Origin of the sequence: Bacillus sp. FSL M7-0558, assembly GCF_038003245.1 — a bacterium.
Lineage (GTDB): Bacteria > Bacillota > Bacilli > Bacillales > Bacillaceae > Bacillus > Bacillus pumilus.
In genome coordinates, this window is sequence record NZ_JBBOOU010000001.1 from 1,161,096 (window position 1) to 1,177,954 (window position 16,859).

Below are 16,859 nucleotides of genomic sequence, written 5' to 3' on the forward strand. Positions count from 1 at the left end.
AAAATGGAGGTGTTTAGCAGTATGGGTCTAGTCAATACACAATATCTCATTCATCAATCTTCATCATTTCAGGAGCTTGCGTCGCGCTTTGTTCCTTATTTTAAGGGGGCGGAGGAAAAAGAATGGTCCTCTATTCTCTCCCACCTGCAACATCACGGCATGATTCGCTCTTTTCGATCATGCAAAGACATGATCGACAAGCTCAAAGAAAAAGGGTACTTCCAGCTCGTCATGAAAGAATACCGGGCGCTGCAAAAGCAGTGGAAAGGCCCTGACATTCCAGTCTTTATTTTGCCAGTCAATGAGAGCAGTAAAGAAATTAGAGAGCAATTTTATTATCAATCCGGCATGGCATTTGACGACAAGGTCTTTCTCTTTTTGTCGCCAAATACCCCGAAAGAACGTATCGGCACATTGCTGACTCATGAATATCACCATGTATGTAGGTTGCATTTTCTCACGAAAGAAGAAAAAGATTTTACATTCCTTGATACAATCATGATGGAGGGGCTCGCTGAATATGCTGTGTATCATAGATACGGAGAAAGCTATACAGCCAAATGGACCACTCTCTATGACGAAACGCAGCTTCAGCGTATGTATCAGAAATGGGTATCCAGTCATCTTGATCAAAAAGTGCAGGACGACGAAAGACTGATACAGAACCTCCTTTATGGAAAAGGGAACTACCCCAAAATGCTTGGTTACGCCACTGGGTTTTATATCGTGAAAAAGTATTTCAGCGAACACAGAATCAGCGAGGAGTCTATGATTGCAGAGCCGTCCGAAACTTTTTTAAAGGCGATAGACTCATAAAGTGAATGATTCACATAAAAAGAGACATATTACAAATTTACTAAATTCTTCTTGATTTCGTCATAACAATGTAATAATATACAAATATAAATTTTGATAATTCTTTTTATTCGAAAAAGATGAAATTTATAGATTTTTTTCTATTGATTGATGGTGAAAGGGGCGAATACATGACCAAGCTGCTTGAAGTGCAGAACTTAAAAACCTATTTTTTTAGAAAAAAAGAAGCGATACCTGCTGTAGATGGCGTTGATTTCAGTATCAACAAAGGAGAAACTGTCGCATTAGTCGGTGAGTCTGGATCTGGTAAAAGCATTACGTCCTTATCCATTATGGGCTTGATTAACGGCACTGGTGGAAAAATTATGGACGGTTCCATCAAGCTAGATGGCAAGGATCTCGTTACATATGGTGAAAAGGAATTATGCAGCATTCGTGGTAATGACGTGTCGATGATCTTTCAGGAACCCATGACCTCACTTAATCCCGTCCTAACCATCGGGGAACAAATAACAGAAATCCTCATCTATCACAAAAAACTTTCAAAAAAAGAAGCGACAAAAAAAGCGATTGACCTGCTGAAGCTTGTTGGTTTTTCCAGACCGGAACAAATCATCAAAGATTACCCGCACCGTTTATCAGGCGGCATGCGGCAAAGAGTGATGATTGCCATTGCGCTAAGCTGTGATCCGAAGCTCCTCATTGCAGATGAACCGACAACTGCCCTAGATGTTACGATTCAAGCCCAGGTGCTCACATTGATGAAAGATTTATGCACGACATTTGGTACATCGATTCTCCTCATCACTCATGATCTAGGTGTCGTGTCTGAAGTGGCAGATCGAGTCATTGTCATGTACTGCGGACAGGTTGTTGAAAATGGGACCGTCGAAGAATTATTTGATCAGCCGCTGCATCCTTACACAAAAGGGCTGCTTGAATCGATTCCTGTCATTGACGGAGACATACAGCCGCTAACAGCAATAAAAGGGAATGTCCCTGCACCGGATCAGCTTCCAGCCGGCTGCCGATTTGCTCCTAGATGCCAGAAAGTGAAGGAGCGCTGCCTAGGTGAACTGCCTAAACTGAGGACTTTTGAAAATGGCAGAAGCGTCAGATGCTTCTTATATGAGGAGGCAGACCAAACATGACCCTTGCTCAAAATCAACCACATGCAACAGATCTAATAGAGAAAGAAACCATACTTGAACTGAAACAAATCAAAAAACATTTTCCGATTAAAGCAGGCGTCTTTCAGAAGAAAGTCGGTGCAGTCAAAGCTGTTGACGGCATAGATTTGAAGATTTATAAAGGTGAAACGTTAGGGATAGTGGGGGAATCAGGATGCGGTAAATCAACATTAGGCCGGACCATGATTCGTTTATATGAACCAACTGACGGTCAAATCCTTTTTAAAGGGCAAGATATCTCCCGTGTATCAGAATCAAAGCTAAGACAATCAACACGAAAAAACATCCAAATGGTTTTTCAAGATCCCTTTGCATCACTCAACCCTAGAAAAACACTTCGAAGCATCATCAAAGAACCCTACAAAACACACCACTTATATTCCTTAAAAGAAAGAAATGAAAAAGTAGAACAGCTTTTATCAAAGGTGGGCCTTCATCCAAGCTTTGCAAATCGCTATCCCCACGAATTTTCTGGCGGGCAGAGGCAGCGAATCGGCATTGCTCGTGCGCTTGCCATGAATCCTGAAATGATTATCGCAGATGAGCCGGTTTCAGCACTTGATGTATCCATTCAGGCGCAGGTGATTAATCTGATGGAGGAACTTCAGGAGGAATTTGACCTGACCTATCTATTTATCTCTCACGACTTAAGTGTGGTCAGGCACATTAGTGATCGAGTCGGCGTGATGTATCTCGGCAAAATGATGGAGCTTGCTGATAAGCACAGCCTGTACGATGAACCGCTCCATCCATATACACAGGCATTGCTTTCTTCTGTCCCTGTTACCCGTAAAAAAGGTCAGATCAAAAGAGAACGGATCATGCTTCAAGGCGATCTGCCAAGTCCTGCAAATCCGCCAAAAGGGTGCGTATTTCACACAAGATGCCCGTATGCGAAACAAATCTGTAAAGAAAAAATACCAGCATTTCAAGAATTAAAACCAAACCACTTCGTTGCCTGTCACCTCTACGACGCTTAATCGGCTTGGATGAATTCATCTTTGAGAGGGGGGATGAAGCGGCATCTGTCGTCATTTCTAAAAAAGGATAGGGGGAATTGTATATGAAAGGTAGAAATAGAAAATCCATATTGATTAGTTTACTGCTGATCTTCACGCTCATGCTTGCGGCTTGCTCTAGTGGAAATAAAACCTCTGGAGACAGTGAAAAGAAATCCACCGGTAAACCTGTACAGGGCGGAGATCTTGTCATCGGTTCCATTGCAGAACCAACATTATTTAACTCGCTGTATTCAACAGATGTGGCTAGCTCTGATATTGAAGAAAGAATCTACAGCTTTTTACTTCAAACGGACGGAAAGCTGAACCCTCAGCTATCACTCGCAGAAGATATTAAAGAATCTGATGACGGGAAGCAGTTTGATGTGACCATTAAAAAAGGCGTAAAGTTTCATGATGGAGAAGAATTGACAGCTGATGATGTTGTGTTTACATACAGCATTCCGATCAATAAGGACTACAACGGGGAGCGCGGATCAGGATTTGAAGTATTAGATTCAGTTAAAAAGACAGGGGATTACTCAATCGAATTCAAGCTCAATAAAAAAGATCCCTATTTTTATAATGTCACACTAGGAAGCTACGGCATTTTGCCTAAGCATATTTTAGGTGATGTGCCTATAAAAGATCTCGGTGAAAATGAATTTAACCGAAAAAAACCAATTGGTTCAGGTCCATTTAAATTTGCCGAGTGGAAAGAAGGCGACTACGTGAAACTAGAAGCCTTTGACGATTATTGGGATGGACGTCCATATCTTGATACCGTCACGATTAAAACGATTCCTGATCAGAACGCAGCAATTGCCCAGCTTTCAGCAGGTGACATTGATTTCTTTGCTGTACCGGGAGCAGAGCTGCAAACGGCTGAAAAAGTCAGCAACATTAAAATTGAATCTGATTTAGGGCTCAATTATTCATACATTGGCTGGAACCAGAAAAATGATCTCTTTAAAAGTAAAAAGGTCCGCCAAGCGCTGACACATGCCATTGACCGCCAAACGATTGTCGATCAAGTGTTAGATGGAGACGGCAAAGTAGCCAACATTCCAGAAAGTCCGCTGTCATGGAACTACCCTAAAAATGAAAGTGTTCCAGTGTTTGAATTTGATCAAGAAAAAGCGAAAAAGATGCTGAAAGAAGAGGGCTGGGAGGATACAGATGGAGATGGCTATCTTGATAAGGATGGCAAGAAATTCTCCTTTGTTATAAAGACCAACCAAGGAAACAAAGTCCGTGAAGACATTGCTGTCGTTGTCCAGCAGCAGCTCAAAGAAATTGGTGTGGAAGCGAAGCCGCAAATTGTGGAATTCAGTGCACTCATTGAGCAGACGACACCGCCTAAGTGGGATTATGATGCGCTGCTGCTCGGCTGGAGCCTTGCCACATTCCCTGATCAATTCAGCATCTTCCACTCAAGCCAGTCAGAAAAAGGCTTGAATAACATCTGGTATAAAAATAAAGAGGTCGATAAGCTGTTAGTGGATGCTAAGAACTTAAGCGATCGAAAAGAATATTCAAAGGCATATGAAAAAATTTATGAATTGATCGCAGAAGATCAGCCATATACGTTCCTTTATTATGCCAACTCACATCGCGCGATGCCATCTAATCTCCAAGGCTACTCTTACCACCCGAAAGATGAGTATTACAAAATCGAGAAATGGTGGATTGAACAGTAGGCTGCTAGTGAAAGAAGAGGAAAGTTCTCTCCTTTTAGCGTGAAGATATACCCTTTCATTCGGTGTCAGTCAGGCGTGCTGGTGCTCACGATTTCATTCACCGAGCACCAGTTAGATTGAAAGGGTTCTGATATCACATTGCAATGAAGACAGAGGGCTAAAAGAAAGATCATTTTAGCCCTTTTTCATCACAGTATGGCGATCCGATGAAAAAGGAGTTGTGCATATGGTTACATATATCATTAGAAGGACACTGCTTTCCATTCCCATCTTATTTGGGATTACCATTTTGTCCTTCGCCATTATGAAAGCAGCACCAGGCGATCCGATGTCACTTATGATGGACCCAACCATTAGTGCGGCAGACCGGGAAGCTTTTATTGATAAGTACGGCTTGAACGACCCTGAATATGTGCAGTATATGAAATGGCTTGGCAATATGCTTCAAGGTGACTTTGGCACCTCCATTGTTAAAAAGGGAACGCCTGTGGCTGATTTGATTTTTGCCCGGCTGCCAAATACCCTCATCCTCATGATCTTTTCTACATTAGTCGCCCTGATTATCGCCATCCCATTCGGTGTTCTTTCGGCAAAACGTCCATATACAAAGCTAGACTATGGCATTACATTTACATCTTTTATCGGACTGGCTATTCCGAACTTTTGGTTTGGACTCATTCTAATAATGGTTTTATCTGTGAATTTAGGATGGTTCCCAACAGGCGGCGTCTCTACCTTAAACGCCGATTTTAATGTATTTGACCGGCTTCATCACATCATTTTACCAGCCTTTGTTTTAGCAACCGCTGATATGGCAGGGCTCACCCGGTACACAAGGTCGAGTATGCTTGATGTCATGAGGCAGGATTACATTCGGACCGCAAGAGCGAAAGGCTTTCGAGAAAACAAAGTCATTTTCAAGCACGGGTTAAGAAACGGTCTTATGCCTGTCATTACGATTTTCGGATTGATGATTCCATCCTTTATTGGTGGTGCAGTCGTAGTGGAACAAATTTTCACTTGGCCAGGGCTTGGAAAGCTGTTCATTGATTCTGCTTTTTCGAGAGATTATCCGGTCATTATGGCGATGACTGTTATTTCCGCAGTGCTCGTGGTGGTTGGAAATTTAATTGCGGATATTCTCTATGCGATCGTTGATCCGCGTATTGAATATTAGAAGGGAGCTGAAGCACAATTGGCACAGCCTAATATGGGAACACCTCCTGTTGATCTCAAATTAAAGGAAGGTCTTCCGCCAAAGCCAGAGACGATGCTGCGTTTATTTTGCGAGAAATTTTTCAAAAATAAATTGGCGGTTGCCGGCTCCGTGATCTTATTGGTCATTATCTTTTCAGCCATTTTCGCTCCTGTGATTGCCCCTTACGCACCAGAGCAGCAAGATTTATTAAAACGGCTCCAGCCGCCAAGTGTTGAACATTTGATGGGAACTGACAAGTTTGGCCGCGATATTTTCTCAAGGGTGCTTTATGGCGCGAGGGTCTCTTTATTAGTCGGTTTCGTTTCGGTGGTCGGTGCGATTACCATTGGCACTGTGGTCGGAGCGGTAGCGGGGTATTTCAAAGGATTTGTTGATTCCTTGTTAATGAGATTTGTGGATGTCGTGTTGTCGATTCCTGACATTTTTCTCTTGATCACGCTCGTTACTATTTTCAAACCGGGCATTGATAAATTGATTTTAATCTTTGCTTTGACCGGATGGACCACAACCGCGAGACTGATCCGCAGTGAATTTTTATCACTGCGAACAAGAGAATTCGTACTCGCAGCAAGAACCATTGGAACGAAAAACCATGTCATCATCTTTTCGCATATTTTACCGAACTGTATCGGTCCTATTATTGTGTCAGCTACATTAAAAGTAGGTTCCGTCATTTTAGCAGAATCAACACTGAGCTATCTAGGGTTTGGCATACAGCCGCCAACAGCGAGCTGGGGCAACATGCTGCAAGATGCACAAAACTTCTCGATTATGGTGCAAGCGTGGTGGTATCCGCTCTTCCCAGGTTTACTAATATTGCTGACCGTTTTATGCTTTAATTTCTTAGGAGATGGACTGAGAGATGCGCTTGATCCTAAAAAGTTAAAGTAATGCCTCATTTTTATGACAAGATGAAAGGGACTCTGCGCAATAAAGAAATGCAAACCACATTCGCTCCGCTTGAAGTTTAATAAAGTTGGAATAATTTCTCTATCCCTTGCCCATACTGTGGACAACAGTTTTTATAAAGTGAGGGATTGGTTATGTTATTTCTTCATGACGTATGGGTGAATTGGTTTGAAGGGGAAGAAAATGGCTACAATGTGTGTCATTTTCATGAGTGGCGCAAGGAGGACAGTGTGGAGCTGTTAGATCAAGTACCTTTACTCAAGGTGCAGAGTCCTTTGTATGATTACATAGAGAATGATCTTTCAGAGCTGCCGAAGACGCTGCTAGAATCTGTTTTTGAGAAATCATATATTCGAAAAAATCATGAACGGCGTAAATTAGAATATTGCTTTGTGGTGACAGACGGCATACGAATTATTGCTGTGGATACGATTGGGTATTCCATTCCTGTGAGGAAAAGCCGCTTAATCCCAAGGCAGGAGCAATTGGTGTATGAAATGGTGAAGGATGTGAAGGCTGAGGAATATGAATTCTCGCAGGACCGTCTTGAGTCGGCGAAGGAGTATCACATTTTGTCTTTGCCGCCGCAGCACATCAGCGGATTAACGAGAAAAGAAAGACAGCTGAAGCAGCTAATGTTTATGGCGCTCGATCAATTAAAAGGTCTTCAAAACAGGGCGGAGATTGCGTATTGGTATACGGAATGGAATCCGCGCATGTACAATCAAATCAAACGAATGTCATTCGAAGAGATTTGGAACATGCTTTACAATGAAACCATTGATGGATGGTCAGAGAATCATTTAGCATTTTGTGAAAAAATGATTAAGGGACAGCCGTTTTTTGAAAAGCTTTGGGAAATGGAAAACGAATCAAAGGTGAATTAGAAAAAGCTTGCAGCGTGATGTGCTGCAAGCTTTTTTTATTTGCGCTTTCTGCCAAGACCCATTGCATTCTCCATTTTTTTCAGCATTTTGTTTGCTGCGCGGTTTGCTTTTTCAGCACCTTCGTCAAGAATGCGATCAAGCTCGTCTGACTCAATGAGTTCATAGTATCGATCTTGAATTGGTTTTAAAGCATCAACAACGACGTTCGCAAGATCTCCCTTAAACTCACCATACCCTTTGCCCTCATACTTTTGCTCAAGCTCTGCAATCGATATGTTACCTAACACAGAGTAAATCGTCAGCAAGTTGGCAATCCCAGGCTTGTTCTCTTTGTCGTACTTAACGATGCCTTCTGAATCCGTCACAGCACTTTTGATTTTCTTTTCAAGCTGCTTTGGTTCATCTAATAAAGTAATGAACGATTTTTGGTTCGGATCGGATTTGCTCATCTTTTTCACCGGATCTGCTAAAGACATAATCCGAGCGCCTTCTTTTGGAATCTTCACTTCAGGTACAGTGAAGATGTCATTGTATTTGCGGTTAAAACGTTCAGCAAGCGTTCTAGTCAATTCAAGATGCTGCTTTTGATCTTCTCCGACAGGGACTAAATCAGTACCATATAATAAGATATCGCCAGCCATTAATGGGGGATACGTTAATAGTCCTGAAACAACCGCTTCCTTACCAGCGGATTTGTCCTTAAATTGGGTCATTCTTTCTAATTCCCCAATATAAGCAACACATTGCAGCATCCATCCTGCCTGGGCGTGAGCAGGTACCTCTGATTGGATAAACAATGTCGCCTTCTCTGGATCAAGTCCAACCGCTAAATAAAGAGCTGCTAAGCTTCTAATATTTTGGCGAAGGGCTAGCCTGTCCTGACTCACCGTAATCGCATGCTGGTCGACTACACAAAAATAGCCGTGATAATCATGCTGCAAATCGACAAATTGCTTCATCGCTCCAATATAGTTCCCCAATGTGACCGAACCACTCGGCTGAATGCCTGAAAAAATTGTCTTCTTTGTCATACTAAAACCTCTTTTCTTCAATATAAAAAGGCCCACCCGTCACTTTTCAACAGAAAAGGGACGAATGAACCGTGGTACCACCCTTGTTATTTCACATGGAAATCACTCAAGACGTTGATATCGGAGACTGCTCCGTCTAAGCCTACTTACTTCTAAAAGTGTTCGGTTAGCTGCTCCAAAGCCCATTCCATACATGCCATTATCTGCTCGCACCAGCCGCAGACTCTCTGTTAATGGTGAATATATGTACTCTTCTTTTTCATCGCAACATTATGTCTATCTATTATAAAGGATGACCATGAAAAAGTCACGAAGCCCTCATGTGACCTTCTCATCATGTCGTTTGACACTTAAAATTTTAGGTAAAATACCAACTATCTGTCAGAATTTTTTAAAAAAGGATGATTAATTATATGTATAAAACATTATTCCTGCTGAATTTGTTAAATTATTTTAATCAATTTCCGCTTTAATTTGTTGAAGTGATTGAGACTTTAGTTTATAAAAATCCCTCTTTATCCCCATTTACGTTTTTTAAAAATATATGAAATTGATATTGCAATAAATTATTCTATTCATTATAATTAATTTGTTCACACGTTTGTGCTAGGCTCTTTACATAGTGAAAATTCAGAAAAAACAAAAGAAATAGAAAGTAAGCTATTTAGGGACTTTTTTACGCTATTTCTTAAATCTGAATCTCATCTTCTATCGAGACCTTTGAACTAAAACATATTATAAGGGGGAATACAGTTGAAAAAGCGTTGGTCTGTTGTTACTTTAATGCTTATTTTCACACTTGTATTAAGCGCTTGTGGTTTCAGCGGAAACAAATCAGGCGACAGCACGAGCAGTTCTGGAGAGGCTAAAACAACACTAAATGTGAATATCTCCACTGAGCCTTTTTCTCTACATCCGGGATTGGCAAATGATTCAACTTCAGGAAGTGTCATCCGTCAGACTTTTGAGGGATTAACAAGAATTAACGCTGAAGGTAAGCCAGAAAATGCAATGGCTTCTGATATCAAAACAAGTGCTGATGGTAAAACATACACATTCACACTTCGTGATGCAAAATGGTCTAATGGTGACCCTGTCACAGCTAAAGATTTCGAATATGCTTGGAAATGGGCATTAGATCCTAAAAATGAATCTCAATATGCTTACCAGCTTTACTATATTAAAGGTGCTGAAGCAGCGAACAAAGGGAAAGCGAAAGTTGCTGATGTTGGTATTAAAGCAAAAGATGACAAAACGCTTGTAGTTGAGCTAGAGAACCCAACACCGTTCTTTACTGAACTAACTGCATTCTATACGTATATGCCAGTCAACAAAAAAGTGGCTGAAAAGAATAAAAACTGGTACACAAATGCTGGTGAAAACTACGTATCTAACGGACCATTCGTTCTTTCTAAATGGAAACATGGCGGTTCTATCACGCTTGAAAAGAACAATGAATACTGGGATAAAGACACTGTGAAATTGAAAAAGATTAACATGTCTATGATCAAAGACACAAACACTGAGCTTAGCATGTTCAAAAAAGGTGAGCTTGATTGGGCTGGTTCTCCAACTGGAAACCTTCCAACAGAATCTTTACAAACATTGAAAAAAGATGGCGGTCTTAAAATTCAAACGATCGCTGGTATTTATAACTACAAATTCAACACAGAATCAAAACCTTTAAATAATGCAAACATCCGTAAGGCCCTTGCATACTCAATCAACCGTCAAGCAATTGTTGACAAAATTACGCAAGGTGAACAAGTTCCAGCAATGGCAATCGTTCCTCCAACAATGGAAGGATTTACTGATAACAAAACTGGCTACTTCAAAGATCACGATGTAGCAACTGCTAAAGAATTTCTTGAAAAAGGTGTGAAAGAATTAGGTTATAAGTCAGTTTCTGATCTTCCAGCATTGAAACTTTCTTACAACACAGATGAAGCTCACCAAAAGATTGCACAAGCAATTCAAGAAATGTGGAAAAAAGATTTAGGTGTGAAAGTTGAACTTGATAACTCTGAGTGGAACGTATACATCGACAAAATCCACAGTGGAGATTACCAAATTGGACGTATGGGCTGGTTAGGTGACTTCAACGATCCAGTGAACTTCCTTGAGCTTTACAAAGATAAAGACGGTGGAAACAACGACACTGGATGGGAAAACAAAGAGTATCAACAATTGTTGAATGATTCTGCGAAAGAAACAGATAAAACGAAGCGTGAAGAAATGCTGAAAAAAGCAGAGAAAATCATCATCGACGATATGCCTATAGCACCAATCTACTTCTACACTCAGCTTTGGGTACAAGATCCAAAACTTAAAGGTGTCGTCGTATCTGGACTTGGTGATGTTCAATACAAATGGGCTCATTTCGAAAAGTAAGATTATAGTGTAAGAGATCTACGGCAAGGATCTTAAGGTATATGGAGGATGTCTCTCCATATACCTTTCTTGCTGATTAGAGAAAATGTTGTAAAATCATGGAGGTGCAATTCCGTTGCTTAAATATATCGGTAAGCGATTAATATATATTTTAATCACACTGTTTGTTATTGTAACTGCAACTTTCTTTCTCATGCAGGCAGCACCTGGTGGTCCATTCTCTGGGGAGAAGAAACTTCCTGCTGAAATTGAAGCAAACCTAAACGAGCACTACGGGTTGGACAAGCCCTTATTTGTTCAATATGTAAGCTACTTAGGTTCAGTTGCAAAATTAGATTTTGGTCCCTCATTTAAATACAAAGGACAAACCGTAAATGACTTAATCGGTTCTGGATTCCCCGTTTCCTTTACCCTCGGAATTGAGGCAATTCTCCTCGCGTTAGCATTTGGTGTATTGTTTGGGGTCCTTGCAGCGCTCTATCATAACAAGTGGCAAGACTATACGATTGCTATTTTAACGATCTTTGGAATCTCAGTTCCAAGTTTCATTTTAGCGGCGCTACTTCAATATGTATTTGCATCTGAGGCAAGCATTTTAGCGATTTTCCCAGTTGCAGGATGGGAGTCTTGGGCCAGCACCGTACTACCTTCTATTGCACTTTCCTTCATGCCAATGGCATTTATCGCTAGACTTTCACGGTCAAGTATGCTTGAAGTGCTAAACAGTGACTACATTAGAACGGCTAGAGCGAAAGGATTAACGAAATCAGCTGTTACGATCAAACACGCGATTCGAAACGCATTGTTACCTGTCATTACTTACATGGGACCAATGGCTGCTTCAGTTTTAACAGGTAGTTTTGTCGTGGAGAAGATTTTTGGCATTCCTGGATTAGGCTCTCACTTTGTCACAAGTATTACAAACCGTGATTACACCGTCATCATGGGTGTCACAGTCTTCTACAGTATTATTCTATTAATCAGTATTTTAGTCGTTGACATCCTCTACGGTATTATCGATCCTAGAATTAAACTGACGAAGGCGAAGAAAGGGGTCTAACACATGGAAGAGATGAGAAAAGACTTATTTGTGCCGGCGACGGCTGATGCAGCAGAATCTGAAAAAATTTCTAAACCTAGTCTATCTTTATGGAAGGATGCTATGCTTCGCTTCCGTGCAAATAAACTTGCAATGGTTGGGCTTACAATTATTTTCATTGTTGTGATGCTGGCGATCTTCGTTCCGGTGTTTTCTAAATATGATTACTCTACGACAGATTTGCTTAATGCAGATCAGCCGCCTTCAAAAGAGCACTGGTTCGGTACGGATGATTTAGGCCGAGACATGTTTGTTCGTACATGGGTTGGGGCAAGAATTTCGATCTTTATCGGTCTTGCAGCAGCTGTTCTTGACGTGATCATCGGTATTATCTGGGGAAGTATTGCTGCATTCAAAGGTGGACGTACGGACGAAGTGATGATGCGTATCGCAGACGTTTTATGGGCAATCCCAACACTATTAATGGTTATTTTAATGATGGTTGTTCTGCCAAAAGGATTATTAACGATTATCCTCGCCATGACAGTTGTAGGCTGGATTAACATGGCACGTATTGTTCGGGGACAGGTTTTACAATTGAAGAGCCAAGAGTACGTTCTTGCCGCACAAACATTAGGTGCGAAAACATCTAGACTTTTATTTAAACACTTGATTCCAAACTCAATGGGACCAATTCTTGTCACGATGACACTAACAATTCCTTCGGCTATTTTCACGGAGGCATTCTTAAGCTATCTAGGGCTTGGTGTACCAGCTCCATTAGCTAGTTGGGGAACAATGGCGTCTGACGGAATTCCAGCCATGACTTACTACCCGTGGAGATTATGGTTCCCAGCCGCATTTATCTGTATTACAATGTTTGGTTTTAACGTGGTTGGAGACGGACTAAGAGACGCTTTAGATCCGAAGTTGCGTAAATAAGGAGTGATTAGGATGGAACGTGAACGTATTCTAGAGGTGAAAGACCTTGCAATCTCATTTAAAACATATGGTGGAGAGGTTCAAGCCATTCGTGGTGTGAACTTCCACTTAAATAAAGGCGAGACACTTGCTATTGTAGGTGAATCTGGCTCTGGTAAAAGTGTGACATCACAGGCCATCATGAGATTAATTCCGATGCCGCCGGGTTATTTCAAGCGCGGACAGATCCTGTTTGATGGGCAAGATATTGTCAAGAAAACTGAAAAACAAATGCAAAACATTCGAGGAAAAGACATCTCAATGATCTTCCAAGATCCGATGACTTCCTTGAACCCAACGATGAAGGTCGGGAAACAAATTACAGAAGTGCTGTTCAAGCACGAACAAATTTCAAAAGAAGCGGCTGAAAAAAGAGCCATTGAATTACTGGAGCTTGTTGGAATTGCAATGCCTGAAAAAAGAATCAAACAATACCCACACGAATTTAGTGGCGGGATGAGACAACGGGTTGTCATTGCGATGGCACTTGCAGCAGATCCAAAGCTATTGATTGCCGATGAGCCGACAACAGCTCTAGATGTAACAATTCAGGCGCAAATTTTAGAATTAATGAAAGAAATTCAGCAAAAGGTTGAAACGTCAATTATCTTTATTACACATGATCTAGGTGTTGTCGCCAACGTCGCTGATCGTGTAGCTGTTATGTATGCAGGTCAAATTGTTGAGACAGGAACTGTTGATGAAATTTTCTACAATCCACAACATCCGTATACGTGGGGACTATTGGCATCGATGCCAAGCCTAGACACAGATAGCGGAGCTGAAGGAAAGCTGACTGCAATCCCAGGAACACCGCCAGATCTGACAAACCCGCCGAAAGGAGATGCATTTGCACTCCGAAGCGATTATGCAATGAAAATTGACTTTGAACAAGAACCGCCAATGTTCAAAGTATCAGATACGCATTATGTGAAATCATGGCTACTTCATCCAAATGCACCTAAAGTTGAACCGCCTGCTGCTGTAAAGGCGAGAATGCGTGAACTAGAAGGTAGCTACGAAAAACCTGTATTAGTAAAAGAGGGTGAATAGCATGGCAGAAAAATTGTTAGAAATCAAAAATTTAAAGCAGCATTTCCATACAGCAAGAGGAACCGTGAAAGCAGTTGACGGCGTTTCATTTGATATTTACAAAGGTGAAACACTAGGTCTTGTAGGTGAGTCTGGATGTGGTAAATCCACTACGGGCCGATCTATCATTAGACTTTATGATGCGACAGATGGCGAGGTTCTTTATAAAGGAGAAAATGTACACGGGAAGAAATCAAGACAAAAAATGCTTGAGTTCAACCGTCAAATGCAGATGATCTTCCAAGATCCATATGCCTCACTGAACCCTAGAATGACAGTCCTTGATATCATTGCAGAAGGCATTGACATTCATGGCCTTGCGAAATCAAAGCAAGCGCGTAAAGAGCGTGTGTACCAGTTGCTTGAAACCGTTGGATTGAACAAAGGGCATGCAAACAGATATCCGCATGAATTCTCTGGTGGTCAAAGGCAGCGTATCGGAATTGCCCGTGCATTAGCAGTTGAGCCAGATTTCATCATTGCCGATGAACCAATCTCTGCATTAGATGTGTCGATTCAAGCGCAGGTCGTTAACTTAATGAAAGAACTGCAAGAAGAAAAAGGCTTAACGTATTTATTCATTGCCCATGACCTGTCCATGGTAAAATACATCAGCGATCGAATTGGCGTGATGTATTTCGGGAAATTGGTAGAGCTGGCACCAGCGAATGAATTATACGAAAACCCGCTTCATCCATATACAAAATCATTACTATCTGCGATTCCGCTTCCAGATCCAGATTATGAGCGTAACCGCAAGCGAATCAAGTATGATCCTTCCGTTCACAAAGGAACAAACACTGATTTCCGTGAAGTGAAGCCAGGTCACTTTGTGAGCTGCACAGAGGAAGAATTCAAAGAGCTTCAAGCAAAACAATTATAAGAAGGAAGAAGCACTGCTATGTCAGTGCTTCTTTTTTTATTTTACAAAAAAACAAGAAGATGGTAATTTCTAGTTAGCAACAAGCGGGTTCTAGGAGGAAATCAAATGTCGATATGGAAGACGTTTCGCTATTCATTCTTTCACTATCTCATTGTATTCATGCTTTTTTCAACGTCGTTTTTGAGAAAGCCAAATGGAGGACAGTGGATGCTCATATTTATGGTGCTCATTGGCATCGTGTCTTTTTCCGTGGAATATATGTTTCACCGGAAAACAAGCAATCAGAAAGAGGAAGCACGGCGCAGCAAGTATCTTTATTTCATCATGTTCCAAACTGGGATGACACTTATCCTGTTTGTCTGTTTTCAATTACTCATGAATCGTTCGATATAAAACTTTTTTTCTGTTGTTTGAAAAAAAGTGAAACTAGAGGAGACTTTGCTGCGTCTTACTAGTACAGGCGTTTAAATAGCAGGAAATCGGGAATATCTAAGGAAGTGGTTCTTAACGATATCATAAGGAGCGGATCCATGAATTGGTATGAAAAGCTCAGTGAATACTTCCCGATAGAAGAAATGAAGTCAAAAGAGCATATGGAAGCTTTATTAAAGGAAAGAAGTGATGTTTATCATAAGGAGGAAGGACCTCATCATGTGATGATGTACGCCGAATTTGATAATTTTATCTTTATTGATTATTTATTTGTTTCCAGAGATGCAAGAGGTGAAGGCCTCGGATCAAAGCTCATTCATAAGCTGAAGGAAAAAAAGAAACCGATCTTGCTTGAGGTTGAGCCTGTAGATGAAGATGATGCAGATACTGCAAAACGCCTAAAGTTTTACCAAAGAGAGCACTTCAAGCATGCAGAATCAATCGGTTATAAACGCAGGTCACTTGCAACAAATGAAGTGAACCGCATGGAAATCCTTTATTGGTCGCCTCTTACAGATAATGAAGAAGAAATGATGGAGGCTATGAGGAAAACCTATGAACGAATCCATACGTATAAAGATGAAGAATGGTATGGGCAGTCGTATGAAGATGTTGATGATGTATTGAAGGTCATTGAAAATAGAAAACAAAAAAATATTTTCGATCATCTCGACTAAATGAGAATGTTCAGACATCAAGCAACACGAGAAAATGAATGAAATTGTCTAGTTTTTGTCACAAAAATTGCAAGAAAATCTGTTCACACTTACTTTTTTATAGTATAATCACTATAAAGATTATTTATTTAGAACAATTTTAATTTAAGAATACAGATCAATATTCATTCTACAAATTGAGGAGTGAAGATTTATGGTAACATTATACACATCACCAAGCTGTACATCATGTAGAAAAGCAAGAGCGTGGTTAGAAGAGCACAATATTCCGTATCAAGAGAGAAACATCTTTTCAGAGCCTCTTTCAATCGATGAAATCAAAGAAATTCTTCGAATGACTGAAGACGGTACAGATGAAATTATCTCAACACGTTCAAAAGTATTCCAAAAGCTAAATGTGAATGTTGAGACAATGCCTCTTCAACAATTGTATAAACTGATCAATGAGCATCCAGGTCTTTTAAGACGTCCAATCATCTTGGATGAAAAAAGACTACAAGTTGGCTACAATGAAGATGAAATTAGACGTTTCCTTCCAAGAACGGTTCGTACATTCCAACTAAGAGAAGCTCAGCGACTTGCTAACTAATAGAAAAACGAAAAGCTGCCGATCA

At 40.8% G+C, this 16,859-nt stretch carries 16 protein-coding genes and 1 other annotated feature; of the genes, 15 read left to right on the forward strand and 1 reads right to left on the reverse strand.

Going from position 1 to position 16,859, the window contains the following annotated elements:
- The first annotated feature begins 21 nt into the window (after positions 1–21).
- The 7 genes from MHB79_RS05630 to MHB79_RS05660 all read left to right on the forward strand — a co-directional run bounded on the left by MHB79_RS05630 (position 22) and on the right by MHB79_RS05660 (position 7,719).
- The gene (locus MHB79_RS05630) at positions 22–816 is read left to right on the forward strand and encodes a DUF2268 domain-containing protein (RefSeq protein ID WP_050945299.1); all 795 of its coding nucleotides are present in this window, start codon (positions 22–24) and stop codon (positions 814–816) included.
- Between the two features lie 170 nt (positions 817–986).
- Positions 987–1,967: an ABC transporter ATP-binding protein gene (locus MHB79_RS05635; RefSeq protein WP_340989261.1), complete on the forward strand. Its 981-nt coding sequence runs from the start codon at positions 987–989 to the stop codon at positions 1,965–1,967.
- Positions 1,964–2,986, forward strand: coding sequence for an ABC transporter ATP-binding protein (locus tag MHB79_RS05640; protein WP_050945297.1), 1,023 nt, complete (start codon positions 1,964–1,966; stop codon positions 2,984–2,986). Before MHB79_RS05635 ends, MHB79_RS05640 begins: the two co-directional genes overlap by 4 nt.
- 83 nt (positions 2,987–3,069) lie before the next feature.
- Positions 3,070–4,704, forward strand: a complete 1,635-nt coding sequence (locus MHB79_RS05645) for a peptide-binding protein (RefSeq protein WP_050945295.1) — start codon at positions 3,070–3,072, stop codon at positions 4,702–4,704.
- Positions 4,705–4,930: 226 nt separating this feature from the next.
- On the forward strand, positions 4,931–5,881 hold the full coding sequence (locus tag MHB79_RS05650) for an ABC transporter permease (protein ID WP_050945293.1): 951 nt from the start codon (positions 4,931–4,933) through the stop codon (positions 5,879–5,881).
- Positions 5,882–5,914: 33 nt separating this feature from the next.
- Entirely contained in the window at positions 5,915–6,814 is a 900-nt protein-coding gene (opp4C, locus tag MHB79_RS05655) for an oligopeptide ABC transporter permease (protein ID WP_003212337.1), read from the forward strand.
- Positions 6,815–6,966: 152 nt separating this feature from the next.
- Positions 6,967–7,719: a YjbA family protein gene (locus MHB79_RS05660; RefSeq protein WP_050945290.1), complete on the forward strand. Its 753-nt coding sequence runs from the start codon at positions 6,967–6,969 to the stop codon at positions 7,717–7,719.
- Between the two features lie 35 nt (positions 7,720–7,754).
- On the opposite strand, the gene trpS is transcribed toward MHB79_RS05660, so the two are convergent.
- Positions 7,755–8,750 carry a tryptophan--tRNA ligase gene (gene trpS / locus MHB79_RS05665; RefSeq protein ID WP_003212181.1) on the reverse strand — a complete coding sequence of 332 codons (996 nt, stop codon included), beginning with the start codon at positions 8,748–8,750 and terminating at the stop codon, positions 7,755–7,757.
- Positions 8,751–8,803: 53 nt separating this feature from the next.
- Positions 8,804–9,022: a binding site (T-box leader), on the reverse strand.
- A gap of 481 nt (positions 9,023–9,503) precedes the next feature.
- Between trpS and MHB79_RS05670 the strand changes: the two genes are divergently transcribed.
- The 8 genes from MHB79_RS05670 to spxA all read left to right on the forward strand — a co-directional run bounded on the left by MHB79_RS05670 (position 9,504) and on the right by spxA (position 16,834).
- Positions 9,504–11,141, forward strand: coding sequence for a peptide ABC transporter substrate-binding protein (locus MHB79_RS05670; protein ID WP_050945285.1), 1,638 nt, complete (start codon positions 9,504–9,506; stop codon positions 11,139–11,141).
- Positions 11,142–11,256: 115 nt separating this feature from the next.
- On the forward strand, positions 11,257–12,201 hold the full coding sequence (locus MHB79_RS05675) for an ABC transporter permease (protein ID WP_050945284.1): 945 nt from the start codon (positions 11,257–11,259) through the stop codon (positions 12,199–12,201).
- A gap of 3 nt (positions 12,202–12,204) precedes the next feature.
- A complete protein-coding gene (locus tag MHB79_RS05680) occupies positions 12,205–13,122 on the forward strand; it encodes an ABC transporter permease (RefSeq protein ID WP_050945283.1) in 918 nt (305 codons plus the stop codon).
- Between the two features lie 12 nt (positions 13,123–13,134).
- The gene (locus MHB79_RS05685; RefSeq protein ID WP_404841103.1) at positions 13,135–14,214 is read left to right on the forward strand and encodes an ABC transporter ATP-binding protein; all 1,080 of its coding nucleotides are present in this window, start codon (positions 13,135–13,137) and stop codon (positions 14,212–14,214) included.
- Position 14,215: 1 nt separating this feature from the next.
- Complete coding sequence (locus tag MHB79_RS05690; RefSeq protein WP_106029964.1) at positions 14,216–15,136, forward strand: ABC transporter ATP-binding protein; 921 nt, start codon at positions 14,216–14,218, stop codon at positions 15,134–15,136.
- Positions 15,137–15,241: 105 nt separating this feature from the next.
- Positions 15,242–15,529: a hypothetical protein gene (locus MHB79_RS05695; RefSeq protein WP_340989264.1), complete on the forward strand. Its 288-nt coding sequence runs from the start codon at positions 15,242–15,244 to the stop codon at positions 15,527–15,529.
- 137 nt (positions 15,530–15,666) lie between these two features.
- On the forward strand, positions 15,667–16,245 hold the full coding sequence (locus tag MHB79_RS05700) for a GNAT family N-acetyltransferase (RefSeq protein WP_058014295.1): 579 nt from the start codon (positions 15,667–15,669) through the stop codon (positions 16,243–16,245).
- Between the two features lie 193 nt (positions 16,246–16,438).
- Entirely contained in the window at positions 16,439–16,834 is a 396-nt protein-coding gene (gene spxA, locus MHB79_RS05705) for a transcriptional regulator SpxA (RefSeq protein ID WP_003211421.1), read from the forward strand.
- The last annotated feature ends 25 nt before the right edge of the window (positions 16,835–16,859 follow it).